Origin of the sequence: Haloferax litoreum (genome assembly GCF_009674605.1) — an archaeon.
GTDB lineage: Archaea > Halobacteriota > Halobacteria > Halobacteriales > Haloferacaceae > Haloferax > Haloferax litoreum.
In genome coordinates this window covers 2,019,868-2,045,164 of record NZ_WKJO01000001.1, presented here as the reverse complement: position 1 = coordinate 2,045,164, position 25,297 = coordinate 2,019,868, and the positions used below count along the sequence as shown (strand labels likewise).

Genomic DNA, 25,297 nt, shown 5'->3' with positions numbered 1-25,297 from the left:
TGCTGACCCCCTCCTCACTCGTGGAGCGTCGCACTCTGCGCCAGCGCTCCGACCTTGCTCGTATCCTTAATTTTTATTCGCTTCGTAGTAGTAGGGCCGCGTATGTACATCGGAGTGCTCACTGTCCCACTGGGGAACGAATCACTCGAAGACGCCCTCGACTATTTGTCGGGAATCGGCGTCACGGGCGTCGAACTCGGCGTCGGCGGGTGGCCGGGCGAAGACCACGTGGACCGAACGGCCGTCCTCGGCGACGACGACGCGCAGGCCGACCTGCTCGCCGCCGTCGAGGAACGCGACATGCAAATCAGCGCGCTGGCGACCCACAACAACCCGCTCCACCCCGACGAGGAGACGGCGGCCGACGCGGACGCGGAACTCCGAGAGGCCATCGAACTTGCCGACGCACTCGGCGTGAACACCGTCACCTGTTTCTCCGGCCTGCCTGCCGGCGGCCCGAACGACGAGGTGCCGAACTGGATTACTGCGCCGTGGCCGACTGAGCACGCCGACGCCCACGAGTACCAGTGGGACGTCGCCATCGACTACTGGTCGGACCTCGCCGAGTTCGCCGACGACCACGGCGTCGATATGGCCATCGAGATGCACCCCAACATGCTCGTCTACGAACCGACTGGCATGCTGAAACTCCGCGAGGAAACCAACGAGCGCATCGGCGCGAACTTCGACCCCTCGCACCTCTACTGGCAGGATATCGATATCACTGAGGCCATTCGCTTCCTCGGCGAGCACGACGCCATCCACCACTTCCACGCGAAGGACACGAAGGTATACGACCACCACGCCCGTGTGAAGGGCGTCCTCGACACCACCTCGTACGCCGACACCGCGGACCGTTCGTGGCTCTTCCGCTCCATCGGCTACGGCCACGGCGAGGAACACTGGAAGGACGTGGTCTCGACGCTCCGGATGGTCGGCTACGAAGGTGCGCTCTCCATCGAACACGAAGATGCGCTCACCTCCTCGAACGAAGGACTCGAAAAGGCCGTCGACGTGCTCTCGCGCGCCGTCTTCGAGACGCAACCGGGCGACGCTTACTGGGCGGAGTGATTCACCATGAGTGACAAACTTTCCGTCGGTGTCCTCGGTTACCGCTTCATGGGGAAAGCACACTCCAACGCCCTCGCACGCCTCCCGATGTTCTTCCCGGAGGCACCCGAGGTAGAGCGCTCGGTCATCGTCGGCCGCGACGAAGAGGCCCTCGCCGACGCTGCCGACCGATTCGGCTTCGAGTCCACGGCAACGGACTGGCGCGACGTCGTCGACGACGTGGACGTGTTCTACAACCTCGGCCCGAACCACCTCCACGCCGAACCCTCTATCGCCGCACTCGAAGCGGGCGCACACGTCTTCTGCGAGAAACCGCTCGCCCCGACGCTGGACGAAGCCGAGGAGATGCGCGACGCCGCCCGCGACGCCGACGGCGTCGCCGGATGTGCGTTCAACTACCGCTTCGTCCCGGCCATCCAGCACGCGAAGGGCCTCATCGAAGACGGCGAACTCGGTGAGATTCACCACGTTCGCGGGCGCTACCTCCAAGACTGGTTGGTCGACCCCGAAGCGCCGTGGGCGTGGCGGATGGACAAGGACCTCGCCGGGTCCGGCGCACTCGGTGACCTCGGCGCGCACACGGTTGACCTCGCGCGATTCCTCGTCGGGAACGTCGCCGGTGACATCGAACGCGTCTCTGGCCACCTCCAGACGTTCGTCGACGAACGACCCGTCCCCGGTACGGACGAGTACAAACCGGTCACGGTGGACGACGCGTACACCGCGCAGGCCGCGTTCGAAAACGGTGCTGTCGGCTCGTTCGAAGCCTCCCGCTTCGCCAACGGCCACAAGAACGACCACACCATCGAGATTCACGGGTCCGAAGGGAGCCTGAAATTCTCCCTCGAACGCCTCAACGAGTTGGAGGTCAAGACGGGCGACAACCGGGGCTACGAGACGGTACTCGTCACCGACGAAACCGACCCGTACGTGGACCACTGGTGGCCGCCGGGCCACGTCATCGGGTGGGAACACACCTTCGTCCACGAGAACTTCGAGTTCCTGTCTGCGGCGGCGGAAGGCGGCGAGTTCCACCCGTCGTTCGAAGACGCCTACGAAGTCCAGCAGGTGCTCGATGCAATCGAGCGGTCGGACGAATCCGGTGAGTGGGTCAGTCTCGAATAGGGGAGGGAATCAGAACTCGACGAGGCCTTCGTCGGTGATGACCTGGTCGATGAGTTCGACAGGGGTCGCGTCGTAGGCTGGGTTCTCCAACTCGATACCTTCGACGGGTTCGAGCATGACCTCGCTGGGCGAGCGAATCTCGTTCTCGAAGCGGAACCCGCCGTCGACGACTTTCGTACTCGACCCAACGACGGTAACGGGAACGTCCATCTTGTTGGCCGTCGCGACGAGTGGGAAGGTCCCGATGCGGTTGTACAAGGTCTCTTCGACGATGCAGTCCATCCCGATAATGACTCGGTCGCACTCGGCGAGGAACATGCCGGACGCGCCGTCGACCATCAGGTGCGGTTCGACGCCGTCGATGGCGGCGAGTTCACGAGCGAACTTCCGGCCGAGGAAGCGCGGACGGGCCTCCGTGACGTAGGCAGTCAGTTCTGCACCCTCGTCGACGGCGAGTTCGACCGCTTCCATCACAGTCGACGAGTAGTCGTGTGTGAGGAACGTCTGGCCGTCATTGATAGTCGTCGCCGCGTTTTCGGCGGCGCGACTCTTGCCCATCTCGACGCTCTCGACCACGCGGTCGATGGTGTCGAGAGTGAGTTCGCGTGCGTCTTCGAACGTATCTGTCTCACCTTGCACGCTCCGGAGGACGTCTTGAAGCGCGTTGTAGAGAGAGGCGTGCGACGGGTTCGCGCGCTTGAGTGCGCCGACGTTTCGTTCGAGGTCACGCTCGAACTCCTCGACGGTCGCGTAGTCGCGTTCGGTCAACTCCGCGAGCGACTGCGTGGCCTTGACGGCGACGACCGAGGAGCTGTGTGTCTGCATCTCACGAATCTCCTCGATGGTCTCGTCTATCATACGAGAACCTCTGCGTATCGTGTGAAAGAGTTTCCGGGACGGGGGCAGACGTGTCAGTTCTCGGCGTCCGCCTCGGGCGACGACCCGCCGTCGCCGGCGTTGGTCCGCTTCGCGTAGACGAACAGAGCGATGGCGGTCACGAACCAGATGACTGCACCGATTCGAATGGCGAACGCCGCACGTGCGCCCCACGTCGGGAGCGTGGTGTTCAACGAGAGGAGTGCCACGATTGGCGACCCGACGAGAATCGTCGTGACGAAGGTCATCTGCATGACCCACCCGTAGTCGACACCTTCCGGATTCGTTCGCTCGACTGGTTGCACGAGTAAAGCTACGACGGCGGGGGCTAATGCGTGCCGGTTCCCGTCAGCAGTCAGAACTCGTCGACGACGGGTCTGTGGGTATCTCGTAGGTAGTGAGCGTACTCGACGACCCGTCGTCGTGTTCGACGACGACGCGGTACGTTTGGCCGGCCTCACAGATGGGGTCCAGCACATCGTCCGACCCGGCACCGTCGATGTGGGCGTACTCACCTGCCGGGCCGACGACTGGTCCGCCGGTCCAGATGTCTTCCCACGCGATGCGATTGCCGCTCCCGTCGATGACGAACACCTGATTTCCGTCTTCGATGCTCCCGAACTCGTGGGTGAGGTTGATGTACGCCCCGTTCGCGCCGTTGCCCTCTCCAGCGGGGTGGTACGCCACGTCGAACGAGAGTTGGGGTTGTGGTTCGACGAGCGAATCCTCGAACCCCATCACCATGACGCCGACCATCGTCGCGAGGAGGACGACGATGACGAGCATGAGTGAGACACCGACGACTGGTGAGATGCCTCTGCGACCGAAGCGTGGGAGGGTAATGGAGGGGCGTTCTGGGACCATCCGTCGTCTGAGGCATCAGACGGCGAGAATATAACAGTATTCCACGACGTTATCGATTGGACACTGTCTGCGTGCTGGGGTGTCCCGCCGCTCGCAGCGCGCAAGAGTGACGCTGATAAACCAGACGTGCGAACGGCCTGCATGGTCACGGTACGGGCCCTTCGGGCGAAGGCTGGAACAGAGCCGATTACGATGCTCACGGCGTACGACGCGCCGACGGCGGGCATCGTCGACGCCGCGGGAATCGACATCATCCTCGTCGGCGACAGCATGGGGAACACGTCGCTCGGACACGAGTCGACGCTCCCGGTGACAGTCGAGGAGATGAAGAGTCGGACCGCCGCGGTTGCACGGGCGACTGACGACGCACTCGTCGTCGCCGACATGCCGTTCCTCTCGTTCGGCGTAGACGAAGCGTCGAGCATCGAGAACTGCGGTCAGATGCTCAAAGAGGCGGACGCAGACGCGGTCAAGTTGGAGAGCGGCCCCCACACTGTGGAGTTGACGGAGCGTCTCGTCCAACTCGGCATCCCCGTGATGGCCCACCTTGGCCTCACGCCGCAACGCGTCAAGGAAGTCGGCTACAGCAGACAGGGGACCAGCAAAGAGAGTGCCCGCGAAATCCTCGAACTGGCGAAGGCCCACGCGGACGCAGGCGCGTTCTCACTCGTCCTCGAACACGTTCCGGCCAACGTCGCAACGCAAGTCACAGAAGCCATCGACATCCCGACGATTGGCATCGGTGCCGGCCCGGACTGCGACGGGCAGGTCCTCGTCATCGACGACGTCGTGGGCATGAGTGACCGCGTGCCGCCCTTCGCGGCCCAGTTCGGCGACGTGAAAGCCGAGATGGAGAAGGCAGTGGACGCGTACCGCGACGCCGTCGAAGCGCGCGAGTTCCCGGCCGACGAACACAGTCACGTCGAAGACGAGTTAGACGAGTTGTACTGAGCGAGAGACCGCGTCTCGATGTTATTCGACGCGCCGGTCGAGAAACGACGTAACCGCCGCGTTGAACGCTTCCGGTTGTTCTAACATGGCGAGGTGTGCCGCGTCTTCGATAGTCGCCATCTCGCCGTTCGGTATCTCTTCGCTGAGGAACTCGTGATACGACGGCGGCGTCAAGCGGTCGTACTCGCCGACGAGCGCGAGCGTTGGGACCGAAATCTCGCCGAGTTGGTCACGCACATCGAAGGTGTGACACGAGCGGAAGTCGCGCCGAGTGACGGCCCGTCCGGCGTCGTACATGGCTTCTTTCGACCCCTCGACGAGTCGTTCGTCGTCCGTGTGGAACAGTTTGTCTTCCTCGTGGAGGAACGAGACGGCCCTGTCGAAGTCGTCGTCCAACCAGTTCAGTAAGTCGTCGAGGACGGCGAGTTTCGCGCCGGTTCCCGCGAGGACGAGTGCGTCGAGGTCGTAGTCGCGTTCCAGCGCGAGCGTCATGGCCACTGCCCCACCGAGTGAGTTGCCGACGAGGACGCTCGCGTCCGTCGCTTTGGCGACAGCGATAACGTCGTCCACGTACGCTGAGAGTGTTTCGTAGCCGGTGTCGGCGTCCACGTCGTCGCTATCTCCGTGGCCACTCAGGTCGAGCGCGGCGACCGAGTAGTCACTCGCGAGTCGGAATTGGCCACGCCAGACGGAATGAGACCCGCCGCTGCCGTGTACGAACAAGATGGTTGGTGCATCAGGCTCGCCGCGCGCCTCACGGAACCGATACGTCGTCGTCCGTCCGTGGTGCGCAGTCGTCAAAACGTCCATAGTGTCTCTTGCACACCACGGCGCGATAAAGCCGACTCCGTAGGCCGCGGTCCTGAGGATACGCTCGTCCTCTCTAACCGAAAATTTAGTAGTCTGTTGATATGTTCTCGTGGCTATGGTGCCTCTCCGAAATTGGGGACGAATTGTCTCTCGTAATTCGGTGGATTACACACAGACGAGGACATTCGTTCTCGGACTTGCACTGGTAGGGGTGGTAGCTGTCGAGTTTGGGTTGGTATTCGTGTTGGCCAAGTCGCTGCAGATAATGACACTCGCAACACTCGATGCACGACCGGATTCGATCATCGCTGCGCTACTACTCGGTCTCGTTCCCGGAGTCGTCCTTGGGGCGGTCGTTCCGTTTCTGTTCCAGTATTTCGTGTATTTCAATCGACTAAGCAGCAAACCAGCGGTTAGAGCCTCGGTGATGTCGCTGACGGTTGGGACGTACGCCGCACTCTTTTTCTACCACCCAGTGACGGCTGTCATCTACGCGTTTGTCTATCTCGCAAGTCGCGTCACCACCCTCACTGGCATCTATGGCGGTTCCCGTATCACATCCGCACTCGCCTGAGACGCCACTCGTCGAAATGGGTTCCAGCGCCGAGTTCCGAGGCCACTAGTTTGACGTTACTCCGCCGCGAATCACATACCGAGGTGCGACGAGTGTGAACCGCAATACAACCGAAAAACGGGTATTTCCACGTCGTCACCCGATTTTGCGCAGAAAGATTTATATATTCAAAACGCTAACCTTGGGTTAGACTTATCATGAGCATGCAGCAATTCGCCGGCGGAAACGAGCGGTTCATTCGCCGGTACGAATACGAAGACAGCTGGGTCATCGCAGCTGATATCGGCCTCTCGGAAGACGAGATAGACGTCGATATCGTCGGTTCGACGGCCATCGTCGTCGCCGACACCGGCGACCACGTGACCGAGACGGAGTTCGAACTCCCCGCTAGCGGCGACGTCGATGTGGACGTTCGAAACGGCGTGCTCACCATCACCATCCAGAAATAAATGAAACTCACTGTCAAACCACTCAAACAGAAGGACGCTGGCCGTGGACTCGCCGCAATCGACCGTGCCGCCGCCGCGGAACTCGAACTCGAAGGCGGCGACTTCATCCGTATCGAAGGCCCCGACGGTGGCACCGCCATCGCGCGTGTCTGGCCTGGGTACCCCGAAGACCAGGGGACGGGTATCATTCGCATCGACGGGCGACTCCGCCAGCAGGCCGGCGTCGGTATCGACGACCGCGTACAGGTCGAAAAAGCGGACGTGAAACCAGCCAACCGCGTCACCATCGCGCTCCCCCAGAACCTCCGTATCGGTGGCAACATCGGGACCTACATCCGCGACAAACTCTCGGGGCAACCGGTCACGACGGGCCAGAACGTCCAGTTACCACTGGGCTTCGGGTTCATGAGCGCCTCCAGCCAGTCGGTCCCCATCAAAATCGCCTCCACCGACCCCGCTGGGACCGTCGTCGTCACCGATAACACCGAGTTCCAGGTCAGCCAGAAACCCGCCGAGCAAATCAAAGAAACCGCGCCGAGCGGTGGCGACGGGCCGTCTGTGACCTACGAAGACATCGGTGGCCTCGACAAGGAACTCGAGCAGGTTCGGGAGATGATCGAACTCCCGATGCGTCACCCGGAACTGTTCAAGCGCCTCGGCATCGAGCCGCCGAAAGGCGTGCTCCTGCACGGGCCGCCGGGGACCGGGAAGACCCTCATCGCGAAGGCCGTCGCCAACGAAATCGACGCCTCGTTCCACACCATCTCCGGCCCGGAGATTATGTCGAAGTACTACGGTGAGTCCGAAGAGCAACTCCGCGAAATCTTCGAAGAGGCGACCGAGAATTCGCCCGCCATCGTCTTCATCGACGAAATCGACTCCATCGCGCCCAAGCGGAGCGAGGCCGGCGGTGACGTAGAACGCCGCGTCGTCGCCCAGCTCCTGTCCCTCATGGACGGGCTGGACGAACGCGGCGAGGTCGTCGTCATCGGCGCGACCAACCGCGTCGACGCCATCGACACCGCACTGCGCCGTGGTGGCCGGTTCGACCGCGAGATCGAGATTGGCGTCCCGGACCGCGACGGCCGCAAGGAGATTCTCCAGGTCCACACGCGGAACATGCCGCTGTCGGACGGCATCGACCTCGACGCGTACGCCGACAGCACCCACGGGTTCGTCGGTGCCGACCTCGAATCGCTCGCCAAGGAGTCGGCGATGCACGCACTGCGCCGCATCCGCCCGCAACTCGACTTAGAGGCCGAGGAGATAGACGCCGAAGTCCTCGAAAACCTGCGCGTCACCGAGGACGACTTCAAGCAGGCCAGAAAGAGCATCGAACCGTCGGCACTCCGCGAAGTGTTCGTCGAAGTCCCCGACGTCAACTGGACCGACGTCGGTGGCCTCGAAGGCACCAAAGAGCGCCTCCGCGAGACCATCCAGTGGCCACTCGAATACCCCGAGGTCTTCCAGCAGATGGACATGGACGCCGCCAAGGGCGTCTTGATGTACGGCCCGCCGGGGACCGGGAAGACGCTCCTCGCGAAGGCTGTCGCCAACGAGGCAGAGTCGAACTTCATCTCCATCAAGGGTCCCGAACTCCTGAACAAGTTCGTCGGGGAGTCCGAAAAGGGCGTCCGCGAAGTGTTCAAGAAGGCCCGCGAGAACGCCCCGACGGTGGTGTTCTTCGACGAAATCGACTCCATCGCGACCGAACGTGGCCGCGACTCGTCGAGTTCGGGGGTCACCGAACGCGTCGTCTCGCAACTCCTGACGGAACTCGACGGTCTCGAATCACTCGAAGACGTAGTCGTCATCGCGACGACGAACCGGCCGGACCTCATCGATTCGGCGCTCTTGCGCCCGGGTCGGTTGGACCGCCACGTCCACGTCCCCGTGCCGGACGAGGACGCCCGCCGCGCCATCCTCGACGTCCACACCCGGAGCAAACCGCTGGCAGACGACGTCGACCTCGACAAAATCGCATCGAAGACCGAGGGCTACGTCGGTGCCGACCTCGAAGCACTCGCCCGTGAGGCGTCGATGAACGCCTCCCGCGAACTCATCCAGAGCGTGAAGAGAGACGAAATCGACGAGAGCATCGGCAACGTCCGCGTGACGATGGAACACTTCGAGAACGCCCTCGACGAGGTTCGTGCGAGCGTCACCGACGACGTTCGCCGCCGCTACGAGGAGATAGAAGAACGCTTCCAGAAGAGCGAAGTCGAACGCGACCGCGAGACCGAAGTCGGCCGGACCTTCCAGTAAGGTCCGTCTTCCGACGGCGGTCGGTGGTGTTCGCCCACCGACTGCGACTGGTGTTTATCCATCGACGTTCGTCCTCGACTGACACTCTTTGTCTGCTGTGATTCCGGCGGACCGATATGTTCTTATTACTCCTGTCTACTATGTAGTGGTACCCACTGCTAGGGATAGTAAATTTTCAACGAGCTTCGCGTTTGTTTCACCGGAAATGCGGTGTGTCCCTCCCCGTTTGTAAAGATTGTACTCGGTGCGTAGTTGTCACTTCTGCATCGGGTGGAACACCGTCGAAAACGCCGTACTCGGCCGTCAGTCGTCGATATCGGCGAGAATCTCCTCGGCGTGCCCTGCGGGAGAGACACCTTCGTAGACGTGTTCTATGGTGCCGTCGGGGGCGACGACGTACGTGTTGCGGAACACGCCGTCGAAGGTGTTGCCGAACATGTTCTTCTCGCCGTAGGAGTCGTACGTGGTCGAGACAGCACCGTCTTCGTCGGAGAGGAGCGAGAACGGAAGGTCGTACTTTTCGGCGAACGAATCGAGGTCCGAGACCGGGTCGTCGCTGATTCCGAGGACGGTGATGTCACGTTCCGTGAAGTCGTCCCACGCGTCGCGGAACGAACAGGCCTCCGTCGTACACCCCGGCGTGTCCGCTCGGGGGTAGAAGTAGACGACGACGTGTTCGCCACGGAAGTCGGACAGCGAGACAGAGTCGCCGTGCTGGTCGGTGAGTTCGAAGTCGGGGGCATCGTCGCCGGGTGCGAGCATATCCACCGGTTCGGGTGGTGGGATGAAGGATGTTTCCTACTCGAGTTTCTCTGCGGCACCGCGTTCGACGAGGGGTTCTGCGTTGGCGGACGGCAGTGTCACCACGTCCTCGCGGGCGAGGTCGTACTCGCGTTCGTCGACGCCGAAGATGGTTCCCACGTCCGCGGTGATTCGGACCGTCTCTCGGTCGTCGACGAGGCCCGAAAGTGGGTCGTCGTCGGACTCTGCGGTAGTGTCTGAGTCTACTGTCGTGTTCGCTGCGGGCTCCACCGTTTCGAGTCCCGACTCTGACGGCGTCTCCGCCGTGGATTCGTCGCCGCCGATGACCGCCGCCGCTTCGTCGGAAGGGCGGTCGATACCGGACTCGTCGTCGGGTGCAGCAACGTGTTCGTCGGCAGTGGCCGCCGAATCGCTCGAACCGGTGCCCATCGCGTCGGCGAGGACGTCGCCCGCATCGCCGGTTCCGTCGGTGTCAGACCCGTCGAACGCCATCGTCCCCGGGTCGGGTTCGTCCGGTGGAATCGTGGGGTCTGACGACGGTGTCTCGGAGGCCTCCGGTTCGACCTGTCGGGCCGTCGGTTCGTCAGTCGAGACGGACCCTGCTGTGACAGCGTCTTTCGGCCCGTCGTTCGCGACGACGTCTTCGAGCGTCGAGAGGACGGTACTTCGGTTCTGCTCGATACGGGCGACCAGGTCGTCGAAGAGTCGTTTCTCTTCGTGGGTCAGGCCCTCCGTCTCGGAGGACATCCCGGCCGCCGCGAAACTGGCGGCCTTCACGACTTTCCCGACTCGTCGCTCGTAAATCGAAGTGACGACTTCTTCGGCGGTTTCGATTTCGTCGGTGATGCGCCGAATCTCCGGTGAGTAGTGGGTGCCGAGTTCCTCGGCCTTCTGATTGCGAATCGCCTTCTGTTCGGCGATGTACTCCGCGACGTCGTCGTAGAACGACTCGCGGAGATGCTGCAAGCTATCTTTCTGTCGCTCCGTCCGCAGCACACTCCTGAGGTCGTCTACGTTCATTCTGCCACCTTCTCTGCTCGACCGCGGGCCATGAGAAACACCCCGAGGCTTTCGCGTACTGACTGCACGCCCGACGGAAGTGTAAAGGTATCGTCATCGAAGGTCACCGACCCGGGGTCCGTGACTTTGACCGTGATGTCGCGGCCACGGAAACGGTCGGGGACCGCGTCGACGAGTGGGTCGAAGTCGTCGATTTCGTCCCGGTCGAGGGGTTCGACCACGAGTCCGGACCCACCGTGGATGCTCTTCGGGAGTCGAATCAGGCGCTTCGTGTCCGTCGTCACGGGTTCGTCGATGGGCGACGTTTCGTCGGCGACCGTCTCGGTCGCAATCGCTTCGACTAGCGTCCTGACACCGGGGCCGCCCGCTTCGACGTTCCCGTCTCGAATGGCGTCCGGATTGTTCTGGAACGCCCCGAGGATAGTCTTCGCTCGACCGTCGCCGATACCGTCGAGTTCTTTCAGTCGTTCGAGCGCGGCCTCTTCTTCGAGGTCCATCAGCCCATCGACGAACTGGAGGAGGCGGCGGTGGGTCCGTCGTCCCCACCCTCCCTCAGTTCGGAGGACGCGGCGGGTGGTCGTCCCGAAGGCACGTGTCTCGATGAGGCCGTCCACGTCGAGGTCGATTGCGCGGATGTAATCGACGATTTCGCGGCGTGCTTCGCTATCGAGACGCCGAATCGACTCGTCGCGGACGTGGACGTGGTATCCGCGTCCCCCAGAGAAGACGGCTTGCATCTCGTCGAACGAGAAGTCGTCTTCGAGGAGGTTGAGGAGGTCCAAGAGGGCTTGCTTCCCCGCTTCGAGCATCTCAGCGTACGGCGTCTCCTCGGGGTCGACACCGGGGAGATGGTCCGCGTCGATGTCGAAGACGAGGTCCGCTTCGCGCCATCCCTTGTCGTCCATCGTTGACGCGCCGGGGTCGGCAAAGCGGGCCGACGAGAAGTAGACGTGCCGGGGCGCAGTGCGTGCGAGATAGTCGCTGAGGTCACCCAGGTCGAGTAACGACTGGTGGCGGTGCATCCGTGTCCCGCCGGCAGACCACGGGATGACGCCCCACTCCCGTTCGCTCGGGGCGGGCGGGAGGGGAACGTCGGTGCTCCGGTAGTAGTCACCGAAGCGACCTTCGAGGTACTCGCGAGTGCGCCCGTCCATACATCTCGGATTCCAGAGGCGGGGGTAAAGCGATTACGTCTCTGGGCGTCGGTGGTGATGCCTCTCACCGCGCTGCTCTTCTCACTGCACACACACTTTTGCCGGTCGTGTGTGTACGACAACGTATGAGCGACATGCAGTACACGTACCTCGGAAACACCGGTCTCGAAGTCTCTCGGTTCTGTCTCGGGTGTATGAACTTCGGGTCGGGTGCGGACTGGATGATGAACGACCGGGACGCCAGTCTCGAACTCCTCGACCACGCACTCGACGCGGGTATCAACTTCCTCGACACGGCGAACGCGTACTCTCGCGGTGAGTCAGAAGAGATCGTCGGAGAGGCCATCGCCGACCGCGACAGAGACGAACTCGCCATCGCGACGAAAGTGTACTTCCCGATGGGCGACGGCCCGAACAAGTCCGGTCTCTCGCGGAAACACATCCTCGACCAAGCGCGGGCGAGTCTCGACAGACTCGGCACCGACTACATCGACCTCTATCAGATTCACCGCTGGGACGACCACGTCCCCATCGAAGAGACACTCTCCGCACTCGACCACCTCGTCGACGAGGGACTCGTCCGCTACGTCGGTGCCAGTACCATGTCTGCCTACCAGTTTACGAAGGCGTTGTACACCGCAGACGTAGAGAACCTCGAACGGTTCGCGTGCATGCAACCGGAGTACAACGCAGTCGACCGCCACGAAGAGGCGAATCTCCTTCCAGTCTGTGAAGGTGAGGATATCGGCGTCATCCCGTGGTCACCGTTGGCGGGCGGGTTCCTCACCGGGAAGTACGAGCGAGATAGTTCCATTCCCGCGGGCACACGCGCAGAAACAGATAAATACACCTCGAATCGCTTCAGCGACGAGAACTGGGACGTCCTCGATGAGATACGCGACATCGCCGAGAAGAAAGACGCGACGCCGGCGCAAGTGTCGCTCGCGTGGTTGCTCCACAAACCCGTCGTCGACGCACCAATCGTCGGGCCACGAAGCATCGAGCACCTCGACGAGAATCTCGCTGCGCTCGATATCGACCTAACACCCGACGATATCGAACGTATCGAAGCGCCGAAGACGCCACGGTGGCCTGCACCGGGCAAGGATTAAGTTTCAATAGTCCGAAGTAATACGCGATTCGTCGCAGATGCTAGATTGATTGGGTTCCGGAGTGCCGACACTATTGACAAGCAATTTACTACAACAGCGGTAGTAGCCGGCACCAAAACTATAAATAATCACTAATTGTAGAGTACAAACTGTAATGGTTGATGCTGACTCACGCAAGGGCAAGCGGAATGGCGTCTCGCGACGCAACTTCGTGAAGGCTGCCGGCGCATCTGGCGTCGCAGTTGGACTCGCAGGCTGTATTAGCACAGGCGGCGGCGACGGTAACTCCGGAAACGGTGGCGGCAACGGTGGCAACGAAGACACCAACACGCCAATCAACACCGAAGCACCGACCGAAGACATCACGGTCCAGATTGCCGGCGACACCCGGATGGCCGACAACAGCGATGCAATCATCCAGTCCATGTACGATGCAGGACTGCCTGAGAACATCTCTGTCGAGATTATCGCCGGTTCGCAGGTGACCGACAACCGACAGGCACAGTATCAGCAGTGGCTGAACGGTGGCCGCGAAGAACCGACCCTTCTGATGATGGACAGCGGGTGGACGATTCCGTTCATCGCACGGGACCAGTTGCAGAACCTCTCGCAATCGCTCCCGAGCGAGATGACCTCCACCATCGAAGACGAGTACTTCCAGGCGAGTGTCGATACGGCGAAGGGTGCCGAAGGCGACCTCTACGGTGTTCCGCTGTTCCCCGACTTCCCGACGATGCAGTACCGCAAAGACCTGCTTCGAAACGCGGGCTACACCGACGAGGACTTCGAGACGTGGGCGACCGAGTCCATGTCGTGGGAAGAGTTCTCCGCGATCACGAAAGAGGCCATGGAGGCCAACCCCGACATCGACAACGGGTTCACCTTCCAGGCGAACGTCTACGAGGGTCTCTCGTGCTGTGACTTCAACGAGTTCATGACCTCGTACGGTGGGACCTTCTTCGGTGGCCGAGACAACCTCTTCGGCCCCGTCGGTGACCGACCGATTACGGTCGACGAAGAACCCGTCCTCAACTCCATCCGGATGGTTCGTACGCTCATCCACGGTGAGGACGACGAACACGCCCTCGACGGCATCACGGGCAACATCTCGCCCGAGGCCGTCCTGCAGTGGACCGAAGAGCCGTCCCGCAAGCCGTTCACGGGCGGAAACGCCATCATGCACCGCAACTGGCCGTACTCCATCACCATCAACGGTGCAGAGGACGTCTTCGGCGAGGACCTCGGTGTCATGCCGATTCCGTACGGCGTCACGCCGGACGAATCCGAGTACGAGGGTACCGGTGGCCCTGTCGCCGCCCTCGGTGGCTGGCACATGACGATGAACCCGAACGCCCCCGACGAGCAGAAGTCGGCAGCAGTTCAGGTCTTGAGAGCGATGATGGAACCGCAGTTCCAGCTCGACAACTTCGGTATCCAGGGATGGATTCCACCACGTCCGGAACTCCTCGATTCCGACGAGGCGAAAGAAGTGGACGTCATCGGTCGCTACCTCAGCGCCCTGAAGGTCGCTGGCGAGAACGCAATCCCGCGTCCGGTCACCGTCGTGTGGCCGCAGCAGTCCGGAAAGGTCGCGCAGGAGGTCAACAACGCGTATGCACAGGAGAAGGCCCCCGAACAGGCGATGTCTGACCTCAAGTCGCAGCTCGAGCAAATCGAGCAGAGCGCCTCGTAAACCTCGTCTTGGGTAAGACGTAATAATACCCACACACGTTATCAATTGTCATGGCTACTGAACAACAATCGGGGGAGGCACTCACAGAGACCCAGCGAAGCGGCCCGTACGCATCGGCCGTCAACTGGATCGAGACGCTCTCGGAGACGCAGTTCGCGTACCTGCTTCTGACGCCCGCACTCATCCTACTGGGGGTAATCGCAATCTATCCGCTCGCGTCGACGTTCAGCATGTCGCTGTACGCCGACCAGCTGACTGGGGCCGCACGATTGGGTGAGTTCGTTGGGTTGCAGAACTACATCGACCTGTTCACCGGTGCGCGGGACTTCGCGCTCCCATCGGCCTTCCTCCCGACGTTCACGACAGAATTCCCGTTCGTTACAGACATCTACTCGAGTGCGCTGATGGTGACGCTCATCTTCACCGTGTTCAGCGTACTGTTCGAAACACTCATCGGCTTCGGCCAAGCGCTCATCCTCGACCAGGATTTCCGTGGCCGCCGGTGGGTCCGCGTCGCTATCATCATCCCGTGGGCTGTTCCCATCGTCATTCAGGGGATGATCTGGTTCCTGATGTTCCAGCCGAACATCGGGTTCCTCGTCGGAACGACCGAAAACCCGGCTATCATGAACCAACTCGGCCTCATCGGAACAACGCCACTGCGTGACACCGCAGACTCGCTGTTCCTCATCATCGTGGCCGACGTCTGGAAGACATCAGCGTTCATGGCGCTGCTCATCCTCGCCGGGATGCAGAGTATCGACCGCTCTCTGTACGACGTGGCGAAGGTCGCTGGCGCGTCGCGCTGGCAGCAGTTCAAGCTCATCACCTTCCCACTCATCCTGCCGACGGTGCTGGTCGCGATGCTGTTCCGCACCATCGACGCGATGCGTGTCTACGGTATCATCGAGACGATGGCAGGGTGTCAGACCGTGCCGTCGCTCTCGTGTCTCGTCGTCACCACGTTCAACGCACCGCTGTACGGAACTTCGGCGACGGTGGCGTTCATCACCGCCGGTATCATCGCCATCGTGGTCTCCGTCTACATCGTGAACTTCGCCAGTGAGGGAATCTAAGATGTCCAACGAACAATCCGGAATCGGCCTCGGTTCCGACGACGCAGAGATGAAGCGAGGGCCGCTCGGACGCTGGGTCGGTAAGGCCATCAAGAACCCCGGCAGGGTCTACCGAGCGATGTTCTACGTCGCGACGGTGTTCTTCCTCGTGACGACCCTGTTCCCGTTCTACTGGCTCTTGGTCATCGCACTCACGCCGAACAACCTCATCACCGACATGGGACTGGTCCCGAAGGGATTCAATCCCGAGGTGTTCATCACCATGTTCGAACGGGTGCCGTTCCACCTGTACATGTTCAACAGCTTCGTGTTGGGCATCACGACGACGATTATCGTGTTGCTCCTCGCGAGTCTCGCGGGATACGTCTTCGGACGACTCCGCTTCCCGGGGAAGAGCCTGTTGATGCTGGGCATCCTCGCTATCTCGTACTTCCCGCCGGCGGCGTTCCTCATCCCGCTGTTCGAACTGTTCACCGGGAACACCGCCATCAGCCTCGGCACAGTCACCATCTCGACGCCGGACCTGTTCAACACGCCGGCACCGATGGTCTTCCCGTTCAGCGCACTGTTCCTGCCGCTGTCAATCTTCATCCTCACGACCTTCTACGGACAGATTCCCGACGGGTTGGAGGATGCGGCACGGGTCGAAGGGACGACTCGACTCGGCGCACTCTTCCGCGTCATCGTCCCGCTTTCGGCACCGGGTGTGGCGACTGCAGGCGTCCTCACGTTCATCGGAGTGTACAACGAGTTCTTCTTCTCGTTCATCATGAACAACGGAGAGGCCTCGTCGTGGGCGCCAATCGTCGCTGGTATCCTGAAATATCAAGGCCAGTTCGACACACCGTACAACCTGATGGCCGCCGCTTCCATCGTGGGAGTCTTACCCGTGGCCATCCTTGTCATCATCGCACAGGAACGTATCGTCAGTGGACTGACTGCAGGAGCACTGAAGGAGTAACCATGGGAGACGTCAAACTCGAACACGTAAGCAAGCACTACGACGACGTAACGGCAGTCGACGACATGAACCTCGACATCAACGACGGCGAATTTATTTGCCTCGTTGGCCCCTCGGGGTGTGGCAAGTCGACGACGATGGAGATGATTGCGGGACTGACCATCCCCTCGGAGGGGAAGGTCTTCATCGGTGACCGCGAGGTCACGAACCTCCCGCCGAAGGACCGCGGGGTGGCGATGGTGTTCCAGAACATCGCGCTGTTCCCGCACATGGACGTGTACGACAACATCTCGTTCGGCCTTCGCCTCCGCAACTACGACAAGGAGGAAATCGACCGGCGCGTCAACCGCGCCGCAGACGTCGTCCAACTCGAAGGGATGCTCGACCGCATGCCCGACGAGATGTCCGGTGGGCAGCGACAGCGTGTCGCTATCGCCCGTGCAATCGTCCGGAACCCCGGTGTCTTCCTGATGGACGAACCGCTCGCGAACCTCGACGCGAAACTTCGCGTCCACATGCGGACGGAACTCCAGCGACTGCACAAGGAACTGGACACGACCATCATCTACGTCACGCACGACCAGGCAGAGGCGATGACGATGTCCGACCGCATCGCCGTCATCGACTCCGGTCAACTCCAGCAAATCGACCCGCCGTTGGTCTGTTACAACGAACCGGCGAACCTGTTCGTCGCAGGCTTCATCGGGTCGCCGTCGATGAACTTCCTCGACGGAACGGTCACCGAAAACGGCTTCGAGTCGACTAACATCGACATCGAGTTCGACCCCGCCGACGTCGGCATCGAGGCCGGGCGGGAAGTCACGATGGGTATCCGCCCGGAGGACGTCTACCTCGTCGAAGACACGAACCTCGTGGCGAACCCGAGCCACGAAATCGAGGCGATGACCGACGTTCTCGAACCGATGGGTGACGAGATATTCGTCTACCTGAAACTCGAAGAAGGCGCGGAAGCGAGCCTCGACGAGGACGCTATCGCGATGAACGACCAACTGCTGATGAGCGTCGCACCCGACACCGACATCGAAGAGGACGAAGACGTCACGGTAATCCTCGACCGCTCGAGGGTCCATCTCTTCGACACGGAGACGGGCAAGGCTATCAGCCACGGAATCGAGAGCGCCGTCCAGGCGAGTGGGCCAACCGGTACCGAAGCCGAAAGCGACGACTAAGCCCTCGACACTCCCACACAACGTTTATCCGACCCACGACGTATCACACTCCCATGGTCAACGAACTCGGACTGTTCTACATCGGCGGCATGACGATTCTGTTCTTCTTCTGGGCCTACGGAATCGTCTCGTTCCTCCTCGACGTGAAGAACATCTACATCCCGAAGGGACGGCAGTACCTTCGCGGACGGAGACGTCTCAAAGAAGAAGAGCGCCGTGAACAGGAACGACAAGAGCGCGAAGAGCAACTCTACTGAGACGTCCAGTCCGCCTCTTCTCCTCTCGCGCGGCCGGCACCCGTCGGCCGATTTCGTCTCGGCCGTTGTCGATGCTGGTAAATCAGGCTAAAGAACGTGAAACTTAACACCAGCTGTAGTTAATAATCGATTCATGAGTACAGGTTCATCGGTCCGGGTCGGTATCGTCGGACTCGGCAACATCGGGCACCACCACGCAGACCGTCTCGTCGACCTCGGTGCGACGCTCGTCGGCGGTCTCGACATTCAGGCGGACGCGCGCCGCCAGTTCGCCGAGAAGTACGACGTCAACACCTACGAAGACAAAGCAGAACTCTTCGGCGAAGTCGACGCCGTCATCATCACGACGCCGAACCGCTTCCACGAAGAGTACGCCGTTGCAGCACTCGACGCTGGTCTCGACGTGCTCCTCGAAAAACCGCTCGCACACTCGCTCGAATCCGCCGAGCGAATCGCCGAGGCCGCCGAACGGGCTGACGGATTCTGTATGGTCGGGTTCAACAACCGCTTCGCCAACCCGGTCGAAGTCGTCCGCCACCACTACGAGAGCGGCCAATTCGGCGACATCACGCACGTCGAAGCGAACTACGTCCGCCGCCGCGGCATTCCCGGCCGCGGGTCGTGGTTCACCTCGAAGGACATCGCCGGCGGCGGGTCCCTCATCGACATCGGCGTCCACGCCATCGACCTCGCACTCTACTTCCTCGACTTCCCCGACGTGGTCGAAGTCTCCGGTGTGACCCGCTCTGAGTTCGGTGACAAAGACGACTACACGTACGTCGAGATGTGGGGCGACGACATCGGGCCGGAGGCGTTCGACGTCGACGACTCCGCCAGTGCGTTCATCCGTACCGACGAAGGGACGACTATCTCGCTCGAAGTCGCGTGGGCGACGAACCGTCCGACCAACGACGAGTTCTTCCTCCGCGGGACCGAGGGTGGTGCGCGGTTCGACCGCGCGAGCCACGAACTGGAGTTCTACGACGGTGGCGTCGGTGGCAGCAACCACCTCTCGACGGCGAACGTCGAGACGCAGGCCAACGACACCCACAAGTCCGAACAGAGGCTATTCGTCGAGTCAGTCGCCGCGGGCGAACACCCCGGCCGAAACACCGTCGAACAGGGACTCGCGGTCCAGCGCGTCATCGACGCAATCTACCGTTCGTCCGAGACTGGCCGGGCAGTCCGCCTCGACACCGTCGAGACCCCACCAGCGAACTGACGACCCAAACAGCGAAACACCTCACGACCCTACGTCCTCACCATGTCCGTCATCGATTCACTGAAACGACCCGAGCACACCGGTGAGAACCGGTGTCGTCCGTGTACAGTCGTCAACGCCGCGTTCGTCGCCATCGTCGGATTGGCACTCGGCGTCCTGTGGATACCGGCCGGATTCGTCGTCCTCGCCATCGGGGCACTCCTCGTCTACCTCCGTGGCTACGTCGTCCCCGGAACACCGTCGTTCGCGCCGGAACTCGTCGCCGCCGCCGGACTCAGCGGTGTCTTCGACCACGACGAGGAACCGCGTCAATCTGAGAGTCTCGACGCCAACGTCAACCCGGACGTGATGTTGTCGACGCTCCTCGACGCCGGCGTCCTCGTCGAAGAACCAGACGGCCTGTTCCTCGCGGACGACGCGCGGGAGGAATGGGAGTCGACGATGGCGACCCTTCGCAAGGCCTCGGACGACGAACTGGCCGACGCCGTGGCCGCCGCGATTCCCTTCGAGGCGACCGTGACGGCCGAGTACGACGGCATCTCAATCGACGGACCGTCGATGTCCGTGTGGATTTCCCGACCACAGGCCATCGCCGACGTGGCGACGCTTCTGGCAGTCACCGAACGTGGTGTCGACCCGATGGTCTCGCTCGCCGCGACGGAACCACTCCGGATGTTCACCGAAGTCTGTCCCGCGTGCGGCGGCGTCGTCGAAGAGACGACGGTGCGGAACTGCTGTGGCGGCACGGCCGGCATCTACGACTCCCCGGAACACGAGGTGCTGGGCTGTTCGGGGTGCGGTGCGGTCGTCTACGAGTTCGGGGACGAGTAAGGAAAATCGCGAACCGCGACGGACGGGTGTCGTTCAGACACCAGCGAATTTTTCAGACACAGAGACGCCGTTCAGGCGAACCGGTCGCGGTCCGGCACTTCGTCGAGTCCGAGCAAAATCTCTTGACCTTCGATGTCTTCGAGTGCGGCGACGAGGCCACCGACTTCGACGACGCCTTCGTCCGTCTCGATGTGGAGCGACGCGACTTCCTCGGTGTCCTCGAAGGCGGTCTCGATGACGCGGCCTTCGACGACGATTGGGTTGCCCGACTCCACGTCACGGCCAGAGACAGAGGCGTAGAAGTCGCCTTCTATCTCGCGGATGTCCTTGACTGCGCGGCGAATCGAGGCGTAGCGACGCGGGAAGGGGCGGCGCTTGCCGTTGGCGACGATAGTCTCGGCAGTGGACCACAGGACCGTCCCGAAGAATCCGCTCACGAGGAACCCGAGTGCCGAGCGGTTGAAGATGACGCCGTACCGGTCTCTGTCGTCGCGGAGGGCGTCCTGCGTCGCGTAGATGGAGTATTCGCCGTCGGCGACGGCCAAGACGGGCGAGGTGATACCGCGGCGTGCGCGAGCGATAGTGGCCACGTCGAGGTAGTTGAACTCGGCCGGGTCGGGCGCGCGGGAGGCGGGCGTGACCAAGAGGTCGATGCTGACACCGCTGTCGACTGCCGCGGCGAGGTCGTCACGGAAGCGACGGAGCAGGTCGGGCGTCAGCGACAAGACGAGTTCGTACTCTGCGGACTCGATTATCTCTTCGATGTAGCGGAGAATCGTCGAACGGGACTTGACGAGGGAGACGGCCTCAGTGTCCCGAGCGGGGGCGGTGTAGCGTGCTTCGAGTTCCTCGATGAGTTCGTCGAGCGACGATTGGACGTTCGAGAAGGCGTCTTCGGGGTCGACGGCGACGATTTTCATCGGCCGCGACTCGCGGAGTTCGACGAGTCCGCGATCCGAGAGACTCCGAACCGTGTCGTACACTCGCGGTTGCGGAATGCTCGTTCGGTCTGCGATTTCGCTCGCCGTCAACTGCCCGTGTTCGAGGACGGCCAGGTACGCGTCTATCTCGTACTCGCCGAGACTGAAGCGCTCGCCGACACGCTCCATCGTAAGCCGCAGTTCATCAGCCATGTTCGTGACGTATACAGGCATCACCTAAGTCATTTACTAATATCCGAGTAGCACCCCATTTCGAAAACAAGTGGTGTATTCGTCGACAGGAACGTTCACATGAACATTCGGTCGTCGGGCAGGTCAGACTCGCTCTCTTCGAGTCTGTCCGCGAGTTCGGTGTAGTACTGGTGCACGTTTTCGGCGAACGATTCGAGCGGGTGGGAGTCCACGCCTAAGTCGTACACGTCGTTTACCGCGTCGACGAGTCTGATTGCCGCTTCGACGTCGGGAACCTGTGCATGGACAGGCGTGATGTACACACCGACGCCCAGTGGGGATTCGATGCCACGTTCGACGAGTGCGGCGTTCGTGCCCCCGAAGAACCCGCGCCCCATCGGCGGAATGTCGGCCGACTGGAGACGTGCCGCACGATAGTCGTCGGTTGCAACGTAGTAGACCCGGTGTTCGTCCGGACCGTGTGCAATCGGAATCCCGTTGAGGACTGCTATCTCACCGACGCCGTGTCCCTCCATCCAGTCGAGGATGGCGTTGCTGAACTGCGCGCCGGACTCGGCGGGGACGAACAATTCACCGACGAGGATTGTCACGTCGATGTCGGGGCGAGAGAACAGTCGTGTGTGGTGTCTCGGCCGGCCTTCGAGAAACGGCGTCACCGACGGCAACCCTTCGACGGTGAGGTGTCCGGTCTCTTCGAGTTCGAGGTGGTCGACGATGAAATCGACGGCGGTCAGGCCGGCGAGTCCGAACGACGAGAACCCCGCGATGAGAACCTCGCTCGGCGTCTCTTCGTGTGTGATGTGGAAGTCGGGACGGGACATCGCTGTGTTGGTCATACACGACGATACGTCGCACTGACACATAGCCGTTCACTGTCTCGTGAACCCCTGAAGTGACAACCCTTTTTTCGTCACTCTGCGTTGCGATTTCCATGCACGGAGTCGACGGGGTGACGGACGTGGCAGTCGATGCCGGGACGCGACTCGCAGCGACGGGCCGAGACGCCCTCCCCGTCCCACTCCAGTCGGGACTGGTGACACCGCCGAACTTCGTCCCGGACTACCTGTTGTTCCCCGGGTGGCAGTTCGTCGCGGCACTCCTCGTTCTCGTCCTCAGCGTCGTCGTCTCGAAGTACGCGGTCAGATTGCTGGGCCGGCCAGTCGCCCGGCAGTTCGCCCGTCAGAGCGTCGCACAGACAGTGCTTCGTATCGTCCGCCTCTCCATCTTCTTCACCGGGTCCGTGTTCGCAGCGAACCTTCTCGGCTTCGAACTCGGTAACATCGTCCTCTCAGTGACGGTGTTTTCGGCCGTACTCGGTATCGTCCTCGCACCCATCGTCGGGAGCGTCATCAACGGCGTGTTCGTCCTCGTCGACCAGCCCTTCGAAATCGGAGACATGATAGAACTCGACGACGGGACCCGTGGGTTCGTCGACGAGATAAACCTGAGTTACACGAAAGTGTTCACGCTCGACAACACCTTCCTCGTCATGCCGAACTCGAACATCCGTAACCGCGACGTCATCAACTACTCCGCCGAGGACGAACGGACGCGGATGACGCTCGACGTGCTCGTCACCTACGAGTCGGACTTAGCGCGGGGACGCGAGTTGGTCGAACGCGCTGCTCGCGACACAGAGCAGGTCATCGAGGGGGGCCCTGACATTCGCGTCGGCAGCGCTCGCTACCCCGCGAAACCGACCGCGTACATCAACTCGTACGCCGACAACGGCGTCCTCTTGCGCCTTCGCTACTGGGTGACGAAACCGTACAAGATGCCCCGTATCCAGTCAGACGTACAGACACGCCTGTGGAACCTGCTCGAAGAGTCCGACGCAAACGTCGAGTTCGCCTACCCGCACACCCACATCGTCTTCGACGAGACGAGTGGGTCGCTTCAGGTCGACGCTGGCACGCCCGAACGCGCCCAGCACGCAGTCGCGGCGCCGTCGGGAGAGGCCGCAGAGTCACCCGACACCGGCCGCGACGGCGCAGAATAAGTCTGTTCAGCCGACGTCAGTGGTTGGCGCGGACGGTGATGACCGTGGCGTCGAGTTTCTCGCGGAGGAACACGTCGATGTCCGGGTCGTCGAGGAACCGTCGGAGCATCCGCCGCCAGCGACTCGCCTGTTTGGACCCGATGACGACGATGTCGGCGTCTTCGGCGGCCACTTCTTCGAGGATGGTCTCTTCGACGAGGAACCCTTTCCGGACGACGTAGCGCGCGCGAGTCAGCGGGCCGAACTCGCGTTCTACCGCGCGCTTGAGTTCGGTGCGCGTGACGCCTCGGTTCGACTGGTAGAGGTCGACGTGGAGGACCGTCAACTCCGCGTCGCGTTCCCTCGCGACGCGAACTGCCTCTTCGAGCGTCGCCCGCGAGTGTCTGGAGAGCGGATACCGAACCGGGACCACGACCCGTGTCATATTCGGCACCCACTCACTGGGTGTGCGTCAACCTTTCCTTCTCGGACGCGTTGGCCGGCGTCCGAACGACGGTCGAAAATCGGTCAGTCCTCCGCGGGTGTCGTCGTCCGTCGCTCGATTCGCCCCTCGACTGCCGCGTCGAACCCGACTTCGCGGGCGTACCGCGCCAGTTCCTCGTGTTGAATCCCGAACTCACCGGCGCGGTGTGCCTGTGTCACCGCCGGGAACTCCTGTGTGCTGTGGAGGACGTAGTCGCTCGTGGCGAGGGTGTAGAGCGCATCCGGGTCGAGTGGGTCGCCACCGACCGTCGCCGCGACGACTTCGTCTCGGTCGTCGTCCCAGACGATACGTGCGCCACTGACGTGTGCGTGCCACCACTCGGGTTCACCGAATCCCATCTTCGCCCCGCGGGCGGCGTTGAAGACGGCGAGAAGTTCCGTGCCGGTTAGTTCGGCGACGACGAGGTGCTCTTCGAACGGGACGAGACTCACAAGGTCGGCGTGGGTGATATCGGGACCAATAGGTGGGCCAGAGCGAATCCCGCCACTGTTTTGCAGGCCGACGTCCGCGCCAGTGGCCCAGCGGTAGGCGTCTGCGATGGCGTTCCCAACCCGACACTCGCCGGCGGCGACAGTCTCTTCTGACCGGTCCATCGGGCGGTCGATTCGGCAGAGCACCTCGTCGAGACCAGCGGCGTCCACACGGCCGTTGAGCGCCGTCACGAGTGACTCGACGGGGCGGTATTCCGACGTCCTGTGGCGGACCGTCTCGATTCGGTCCGGCTCGATTCGGACTTCCCAGACGACGTGGCCGTTCGCGCCGGGGCGAACGATTGGGACGCCGTCGACCACGTCGTCACGCTCTGCGTGGACGTGTCCGCCGAGGACGAGGTCGACGTCGCACCGACTGGCGAGTTCGTCGTCGCCGCTTCCGAGGTGTGAGAGTGCGACGACGACGTTGGCACCCTCTTCACGGAGTGCGGTGGTCGCGTCGTCCGCCGCCGCGTACGGGTCGTCGAACGTGAGTTCGACCGCTTCGGGGTTGATTGACCCGGTTGCAGGGTCTGTCACGCCGAAGAACCCGAGTGTCACACCGTCTACGTCGCGGGTGGTCCACGGGACGGCACCGTCCGCGGCGGCGAACTGGTCGCCGTTCTCGTCGCGGATGTTGCTGGAGACCCACGTCGGGCGACTCGCGGCGACGAGTTCGCGAGTCCGACTCGCGCCATAGTCGAAGTCGTGGTTGCCGAACGTCTCCAAGTCGGCGTCGACGGCGTCGTAGAAGTCGAGGACTTGCCCGCCTCGTTCGACGAGCGACAAAACACCGGGAGAGGTGTTGTCGCCCGTGCCGACGACGAGGGTTCGGTCGTCGTCGAGGGCGGTGACACACCCGGCGAGGCGGCCCGCACGCTCAGGGTCGTCGAAGACGTTCTCGATATCAGAGTAGTGGAGGAGCCGAGGCATTCGCTAGTCGAACGT

26 protein-coding genes are annotated in these 25,297 nt (G+C 62.1%); 15 read left to right on the top strand and 11 right to left on the bottom strand.

The genetic code is table 11. From position 1 onward, the window contains the following. The first annotated feature begins 102 nt into the window (after nucleotides 1-102). Together GJR96_RS10510 and GJR96_RS10505 are read left to right on the top strand one after the other, a co-directional pair. The gene (locus GJR96_RS10510; protein WP_151162892.1) at nucleotides 103-1,071 is read left to right on the top strand and encodes a sugar phosphate isomerase/epimerase family protein; all 969 of its coding nucleotides are present in this window, start codon (nucleotides 103-105) and stop codon (nucleotides 1,069-1,071) included. Between the two features lie 6 nt (nucleotides 1,072-1,077). After that, on the top strand, nucleotides 1,078-2,196 hold the full coding sequence (locus GJR96_RS10505) for a Gfo/Idh/MocA family protein (protein WP_151162891.1): 1,119 nt from the start codon (nucleotides 1,078-1,080) through the stop codon (nucleotides 2,194-2,196). Nucleotides 2,197-2,205: 9 nt separating this feature from the next. On the opposite strand, the gene GJR96_RS10500 is transcribed toward GJR96_RS10505, so the two are convergent. Genes GJR96_RS10500 through GJR96_RS10490 form a run of 3 tightly spaced genes read right to left on the bottom strand, consistent with a single transcriptional unit; the run spans nucleotide 2,206 to nucleotide 3,936 of the window. Further along, nucleotides 2,206-3,054: a translation initiation factor eIF-2B gene (locus GJR96_RS10500; protein WP_151162890.1), complete on the bottom strand. Its 849-nt coding sequence runs from the start codon at nucleotides 3,052-3,054 to the stop codon at nucleotides 2,206-2,208. Between the two features lie 53 nt (nucleotides 3,055-3,107). Further along, entirely contained in the window at nucleotides 3,108-3,377 is a 270-nt protein-coding gene (locus tag GJR96_RS10495; protein WP_082682160.1) for a DUF5822 domain-containing protein, read from the bottom strand. A 43-nt stretch (nucleotides 3,378-3,420) separates the two neighbouring features. After that, a complete protein-coding gene (locus GJR96_RS10490) occupies nucleotides 3,421-3,936 on the bottom strand; it encodes a type IV pilin (RefSeq protein ID WP_151162889.1) in 516 nt (171 codons plus the stop codon). A gap of 141 nt (nucleotides 3,937-4,077) precedes the next feature. On the opposite strand from GJR96_RS10490, the gene panB reads away from it, so the two are divergent. Beyond that, entirely contained in the window at nucleotides 4,078-4,887 is an 810-nt protein-coding gene (gene panB / locus GJR96_RS10485; RefSeq protein ID WP_151162888.1) for a 3-methyl-2-oxobutanoate hydroxymethyltransferase, read from the top strand. Between the two features lie 21 nt (nucleotides 4,888-4,908). On the opposite strand, the gene GJR96_RS10480 is transcribed toward panB, so the two are convergent. After that, on the bottom strand, nucleotides 4,909-5,697 hold the full coding sequence (locus GJR96_RS10480; RefSeq protein ID WP_151162887.1) for an alpha/beta fold hydrolase: 789 nt from the start codon (nucleotides 5,695-5,697) through the stop codon (nucleotides 4,909-4,911). Nucleotides 5,698-5,857: 160 nt separating this feature from the next. Between GJR96_RS10480 and GJR96_RS10475 the strand changes: the two genes are divergently transcribed. The 3 genes from GJR96_RS10475 to GJR96_RS10465 all read left to right on the top strand — a co-directional run bounded on the left by GJR96_RS10475 (nucleotide 5,858) and on the right by GJR96_RS10465 (nucleotide 8,985). After that, nucleotides 5,858-6,271: a hypothetical protein gene (locus tag GJR96_RS10475; protein ID WP_151162886.1), complete on the top strand. Its 414-nt coding sequence runs from the start codon at nucleotides 5,858-5,860 to the stop codon at nucleotides 6,269-6,271. Nucleotides 6,272-6,468: 197 nt separating this feature from the next. Further along, nucleotides 6,469-6,720, top strand: a complete 252-nt coding sequence (locus tag GJR96_RS10470; RefSeq protein ID WP_191965846.1) for an Hsp20/alpha crystallin family protein — start codon at nucleotides 6,469-6,471, stop codon at nucleotides 6,718-6,720. Beyond that, complete coding sequence (locus tag GJR96_RS10465) at nucleotides 6,721-8,985, top strand: CDC48 family AAA ATPase (RefSeq protein WP_151162885.1); 2,265 nt, start codon at nucleotides 6,721-6,723, stop codon at nucleotides 8,983-8,985. Between the two features lie 303 nt (nucleotides 8,986-9,288). Here GJR96_RS10465 and bcp read toward each other — a convergent pair whose 3' ends face one another. Genes bcp through priS form a run of 3 tightly spaced genes read right to left on the bottom strand, consistent with a single transcriptional unit; the run spans nucleotide 9,289 to nucleotide 11,921 of the window. Then, nucleotides 9,289-9,747 (bottom strand): thioredoxin-dependent thiol peroxidase, encoded by a 459-nt coding sequence (gene bcp, locus GJR96_RS10460; protein ID WP_151162884.1) that lies wholly within the window; start codon nucleotides 9,745-9,747, stop codon nucleotides 9,289-9,291. A 36-nt stretch (nucleotides 9,748-9,783) separates the two neighbouring features. Continuing rightward, a complete protein-coding gene (locus GJR96_RS10455; protein ID WP_151162883.1) occupies nucleotides 9,784-10,767 on the bottom strand; it encodes a DNA replication complex GINS family protein in 984 nt (327 codons plus the stop codon). Next, nucleotides 10,764-11,921 carry a DNA primase small subunit PriS gene (gene priS, locus GJR96_RS10450; RefSeq protein WP_151162882.1) on the bottom strand — a complete coding sequence of 386 codons (1,158 nt, stop codon included), beginning with the start codon at nucleotides 11,919-11,921 and terminating at the stop codon, nucleotides 10,764-10,766. Before priS ends, GJR96_RS10455 begins: the two co-directional genes overlap by 4 nt. Before the next feature lie 125 nt (nucleotides 11,922-12,046). Between priS and GJR96_RS10445 the strand changes: the two genes are divergently transcribed. The 8 genes from GJR96_RS10445 to GJR96_RS10410 all read left to right on the top strand — a co-directional run bounded on the left by GJR96_RS10445 (nucleotide 12,047) and on the right by GJR96_RS10410 (nucleotide 20,263). Then, entirely contained in the window at nucleotides 12,047-13,033 is a 987-nt protein-coding gene (locus tag GJR96_RS10445; protein ID WP_151162881.1) for an aldo/keto reductase, read from the top strand. 154 nt (nucleotides 13,034-13,187) lie between these two features. Further along, nucleotides 13,188-14,726 (top strand): substrate-binding domain-containing protein, encoded by a 1,539-nt coding sequence (locus tag GJR96_RS10440; protein ID WP_151162880.1) that lies wholly within the window; start codon nucleotides 13,188-13,190, stop codon nucleotides 14,724-14,726. 128 nt (nucleotides 14,727-14,854) lie between these two features. Then, nucleotides 14,855-15,802 (top strand): carbohydrate ABC transporter permease, encoded by a 948-nt coding sequence (locus GJR96_RS10435; RefSeq protein WP_151164007.1) that lies wholly within the window; start codon nucleotides 14,855-14,857, stop codon nucleotides 15,800-15,802. Between the two features lies 1 nt (nucleotide 15,803). Next, complete coding sequence (locus GJR96_RS10430; protein WP_151162879.1) at nucleotides 15,804-16,763, top strand: carbohydrate ABC transporter permease; 960 nt, start codon at nucleotides 15,804-15,806, stop codon at nucleotides 16,761-16,763. Nucleotides 16,764-16,765: 2 nt separating this feature from the next. Continuing rightward, the gene (locus tag GJR96_RS10425) at nucleotides 16,766-17,953 is read left to right on the top strand and encodes an ABC transporter ATP-binding protein (RefSeq protein WP_151162878.1); all 1,188 of its coding nucleotides are present in this window, start codon (nucleotides 16,766-16,768) and stop codon (nucleotides 17,951-17,953) included. A gap of 53 nt (nucleotides 17,954-18,006) precedes the next feature. After that, nucleotides 18,007-18,210 (top strand): hypothetical protein, encoded by a 204-nt coding sequence (locus GJR96_RS10420; protein WP_151162877.1) that lies wholly within the window; start codon nucleotides 18,007-18,009, stop codon nucleotides 18,208-18,210. A gap of 133 nt (nucleotides 18,211-18,343) precedes the next feature. Then, a complete protein-coding gene (locus GJR96_RS10415) occupies nucleotides 18,344-19,432 on the top strand; it encodes a Gfo/Idh/MocA family protein (protein WP_151162876.1) in 1,089 nt (362 codons plus the stop codon). 42 nt (nucleotides 19,433-19,474) lie between these two features. Continuing rightward, nucleotides 19,475-20,263 carry a hypothetical protein gene (locus GJR96_RS10410; RefSeq protein ID WP_151162875.1) on the top strand — a complete coding sequence of 263 codons (789 nt, stop codon included), beginning with the start codon at nucleotides 19,475-19,477 and terminating at the stop codon, nucleotides 20,261-20,263. A gap of 71 nt (nucleotides 20,264-20,334) precedes the next feature. Here GJR96_RS10410 and trmB read toward each other — a convergent pair whose 3' ends face one another. Then, entirely contained in the window at nucleotides 20,335-21,396 is a 1,062-nt protein-coding gene (gene trmB / locus GJR96_RS10405) for an HTH-type sugar sensing transcriptional regulator TrmB (protein WP_151162874.1), read from the bottom strand. Nucleotides 21,397-21,491: 95 nt separating this feature from the next. Continuing rightward, the gene (locus tag GJR96_RS10400; protein ID WP_151162873.1) at nucleotides 21,492-22,232 is read right to left on the bottom strand and encodes a proteasome assembly chaperone family protein; all 741 of its coding nucleotides are present in this window, start codon (nucleotides 22,230-22,232) and stop codon (nucleotides 21,492-21,494) included. A gap of 95 nt (nucleotides 22,233-22,327) precedes the next feature. On the opposite strand from GJR96_RS10400, the gene GJR96_RS10395 reads away from it, so the two are divergent. Beyond that, nucleotides 22,328-23,395 carry a mechanosensitive ion channel family protein gene (locus tag GJR96_RS10395; RefSeq protein ID WP_151162872.1) on the top strand — a complete coding sequence of 356 codons (1,068 nt, stop codon included), beginning with the start codon at nucleotides 22,328-22,330 and terminating at the stop codon, nucleotides 23,393-23,395. A gap of 16 nt (nucleotides 23,396-23,411) precedes the next feature. Here the strand turns inward: GJR96_RS10395 and GJR96_RS10390 are convergent, their stop codons facing one another. Together GJR96_RS10390 and GJR96_RS10385 are read right to left on the bottom strand one after the other, a co-directional pair. Then, the gene (locus GJR96_RS10390) at nucleotides 23,412-23,819 is read right to left on the bottom strand and encodes a universal stress protein (RefSeq protein ID WP_151162871.1); all 408 of its coding nucleotides are present in this window, start codon (nucleotides 23,817-23,819) and stop codon (nucleotides 23,412-23,414) included. A gap of 83 nt (nucleotides 23,820-23,902) precedes the next feature. Then, nucleotides 23,903-25,282: a bifunctional metallophosphatase/5'-nucleotidase gene (locus tag GJR96_RS10385; RefSeq protein WP_151162870.1), complete on the bottom strand. Its 1,380-nt coding sequence runs from the start codon at nucleotides 25,280-25,282 to the stop codon at nucleotides 23,903-23,905. Nucleotides 25,283-25,297: the final 15 nt, after the last annotated feature.

Bases quoted from the DNA above. Each gene is read 5' to 3' on its own strand.
- GJR96_RS10510 (WP_151162892.1), top strand. From the start codon at position 103: ATGTACATCGGAGTGCTCACTGTCCCACTGGGGAACGAATCACTCGAA.
- GJR96_RS10505 (WP_151162891.1), top strand. From the start codon at position 1,078: ATGAGTGACAAACTTTCCGTCGGTGTCCTCGGTTACCGCTTCATGGGG.
- GJR96_RS10500 (WP_151162890.1), bottom strand. From the start codon at position 3,054: ATGATAGACGAGACCATCGAGGAGATTCGTGAGATGCAGACACACAGC.
- GJR96_RS10490 (WP_151162889.1), bottom strand. From the start codon at position 3,936: ATGGTCCCAGAACGCCCCTCCATTACCCTCCCACGCTTCGGTCGCAGA.
- panB (WP_151162888.1), top strand. From the start codon at position 4,078: ATGGTCACGGTACGGGCCCTTCGGGCGAAGGCTGGAACAGAGCCGATT.
- GJR96_RS10480 (WP_151162887.1), bottom strand. From the start codon at position 5,697: ATGGACGTTTTGACGACTGCGCACCACGGACGGACGACGACGTATCGG.
- GJR96_RS10470 (WP_191965846.1), top strand. From the start codon at position 6,469: ATGAGCATGCAGCAATTCGCCGGCGGAAACGAGCGGTTCATTCGCCGG.
- GJR96_RS10465 (WP_151162885.1), top strand. From the start codon at position 6,721: ATGAAACTCACTGTCAAACCACTCAAACAGAAGGACGCTGGCCGTGGA.
- bcp (WP_151162884.1), bottom strand. From the start codon at position 9,747: ATGCTCGCACCCGGCGACGATGCCCCCGACTTCGAACTCACCGACCAG.
- GJR96_RS10455 (WP_151162883.1), bottom strand. From the start codon at position 10,767: ATGAACGTAGACGACCTCAGGAGTGTGCTGCGGACGGAGCGACAGAAA.
- priS (WP_151162882.1), bottom strand. From the start codon at position 11,921: ATGGACGGGCGCACTCGCGAGTACCTCGAAGGTCGCTTCGGTGACTAC.
- GJR96_RS10445 (WP_151162881.1), top strand. From the start codon at position 12,047: ATGAGCGACATGCAGTACACGTACCTCGGAAACACCGGTCTCGAAGTC.
- GJR96_RS10440 (WP_151162880.1), top strand. From the start codon at position 13,188: ATGGTTGATGCTGACTCACGCAAGGGCAAGCGGAATGGCGTCTCGCGA.
- GJR96_RS10430 (WP_151162879.1), top strand. From the start codon at position 15,804: ATGTCCAACGAACAATCCGGAATCGGCCTCGGTTCCGACGACGCAGAG.
- GJR96_RS10425 (WP_151162878.1), top strand. From the start codon at position 16,766: ATGGGAGACGTCAAACTCGAACACGTAAGCAAGCACTACGACGACGTA.
- GJR96_RS10420 (WP_151162877.1), top strand. From the start codon at position 18,007: ATGGTCAACGAACTCGGACTGTTCTACATCGGCGGCATGACGATTCTG.
- GJR96_RS10415 (WP_151162876.1), top strand. From the start codon at position 18,344: ATGAGTACAGGTTCATCGGTCCGGGTCGGTATCGTCGGACTCGGCAAC.
- GJR96_RS10410 (WP_151162875.1), top strand. From the start codon at position 19,475: ATGTCCGTCATCGATTCACTGAAACGACCCGAGCACACCGGTGAGAAC.
- trmB (WP_151162874.1), bottom strand. From the start codon at position 21,396: ATGGCTGATGAACTGCGGCTTACGATGGAGCGTGTCGGCGAGCGCTTC.
- GJR96_RS10400 (WP_151162873.1), bottom strand. From the start codon at position 22,232: ATGACCAACACAGCGATGTCCCGTCCCGACTTCCACATCACACACGAA.
- GJR96_RS10395 (WP_151162872.1), top strand. From the start codon at position 22,328: ATGCACGGAGTCGACGGGGTGACGGACGTGGCAGTCGATGCCGGGACG.
- GJR96_RS10390 (WP_151162871.1), bottom strand. From the start codon at position 23,819: ATGACACGGGTCGTGGTCCCGGTTCGGTATCCGCTCTCCAGACACTCG.
- GJR96_RS10385 (WP_151162870.1), bottom strand. From the start codon at position 25,282: ATGCCTCGGCTCCTCCACTACTCTGATATCGAGAACGTCTTCGACGAC.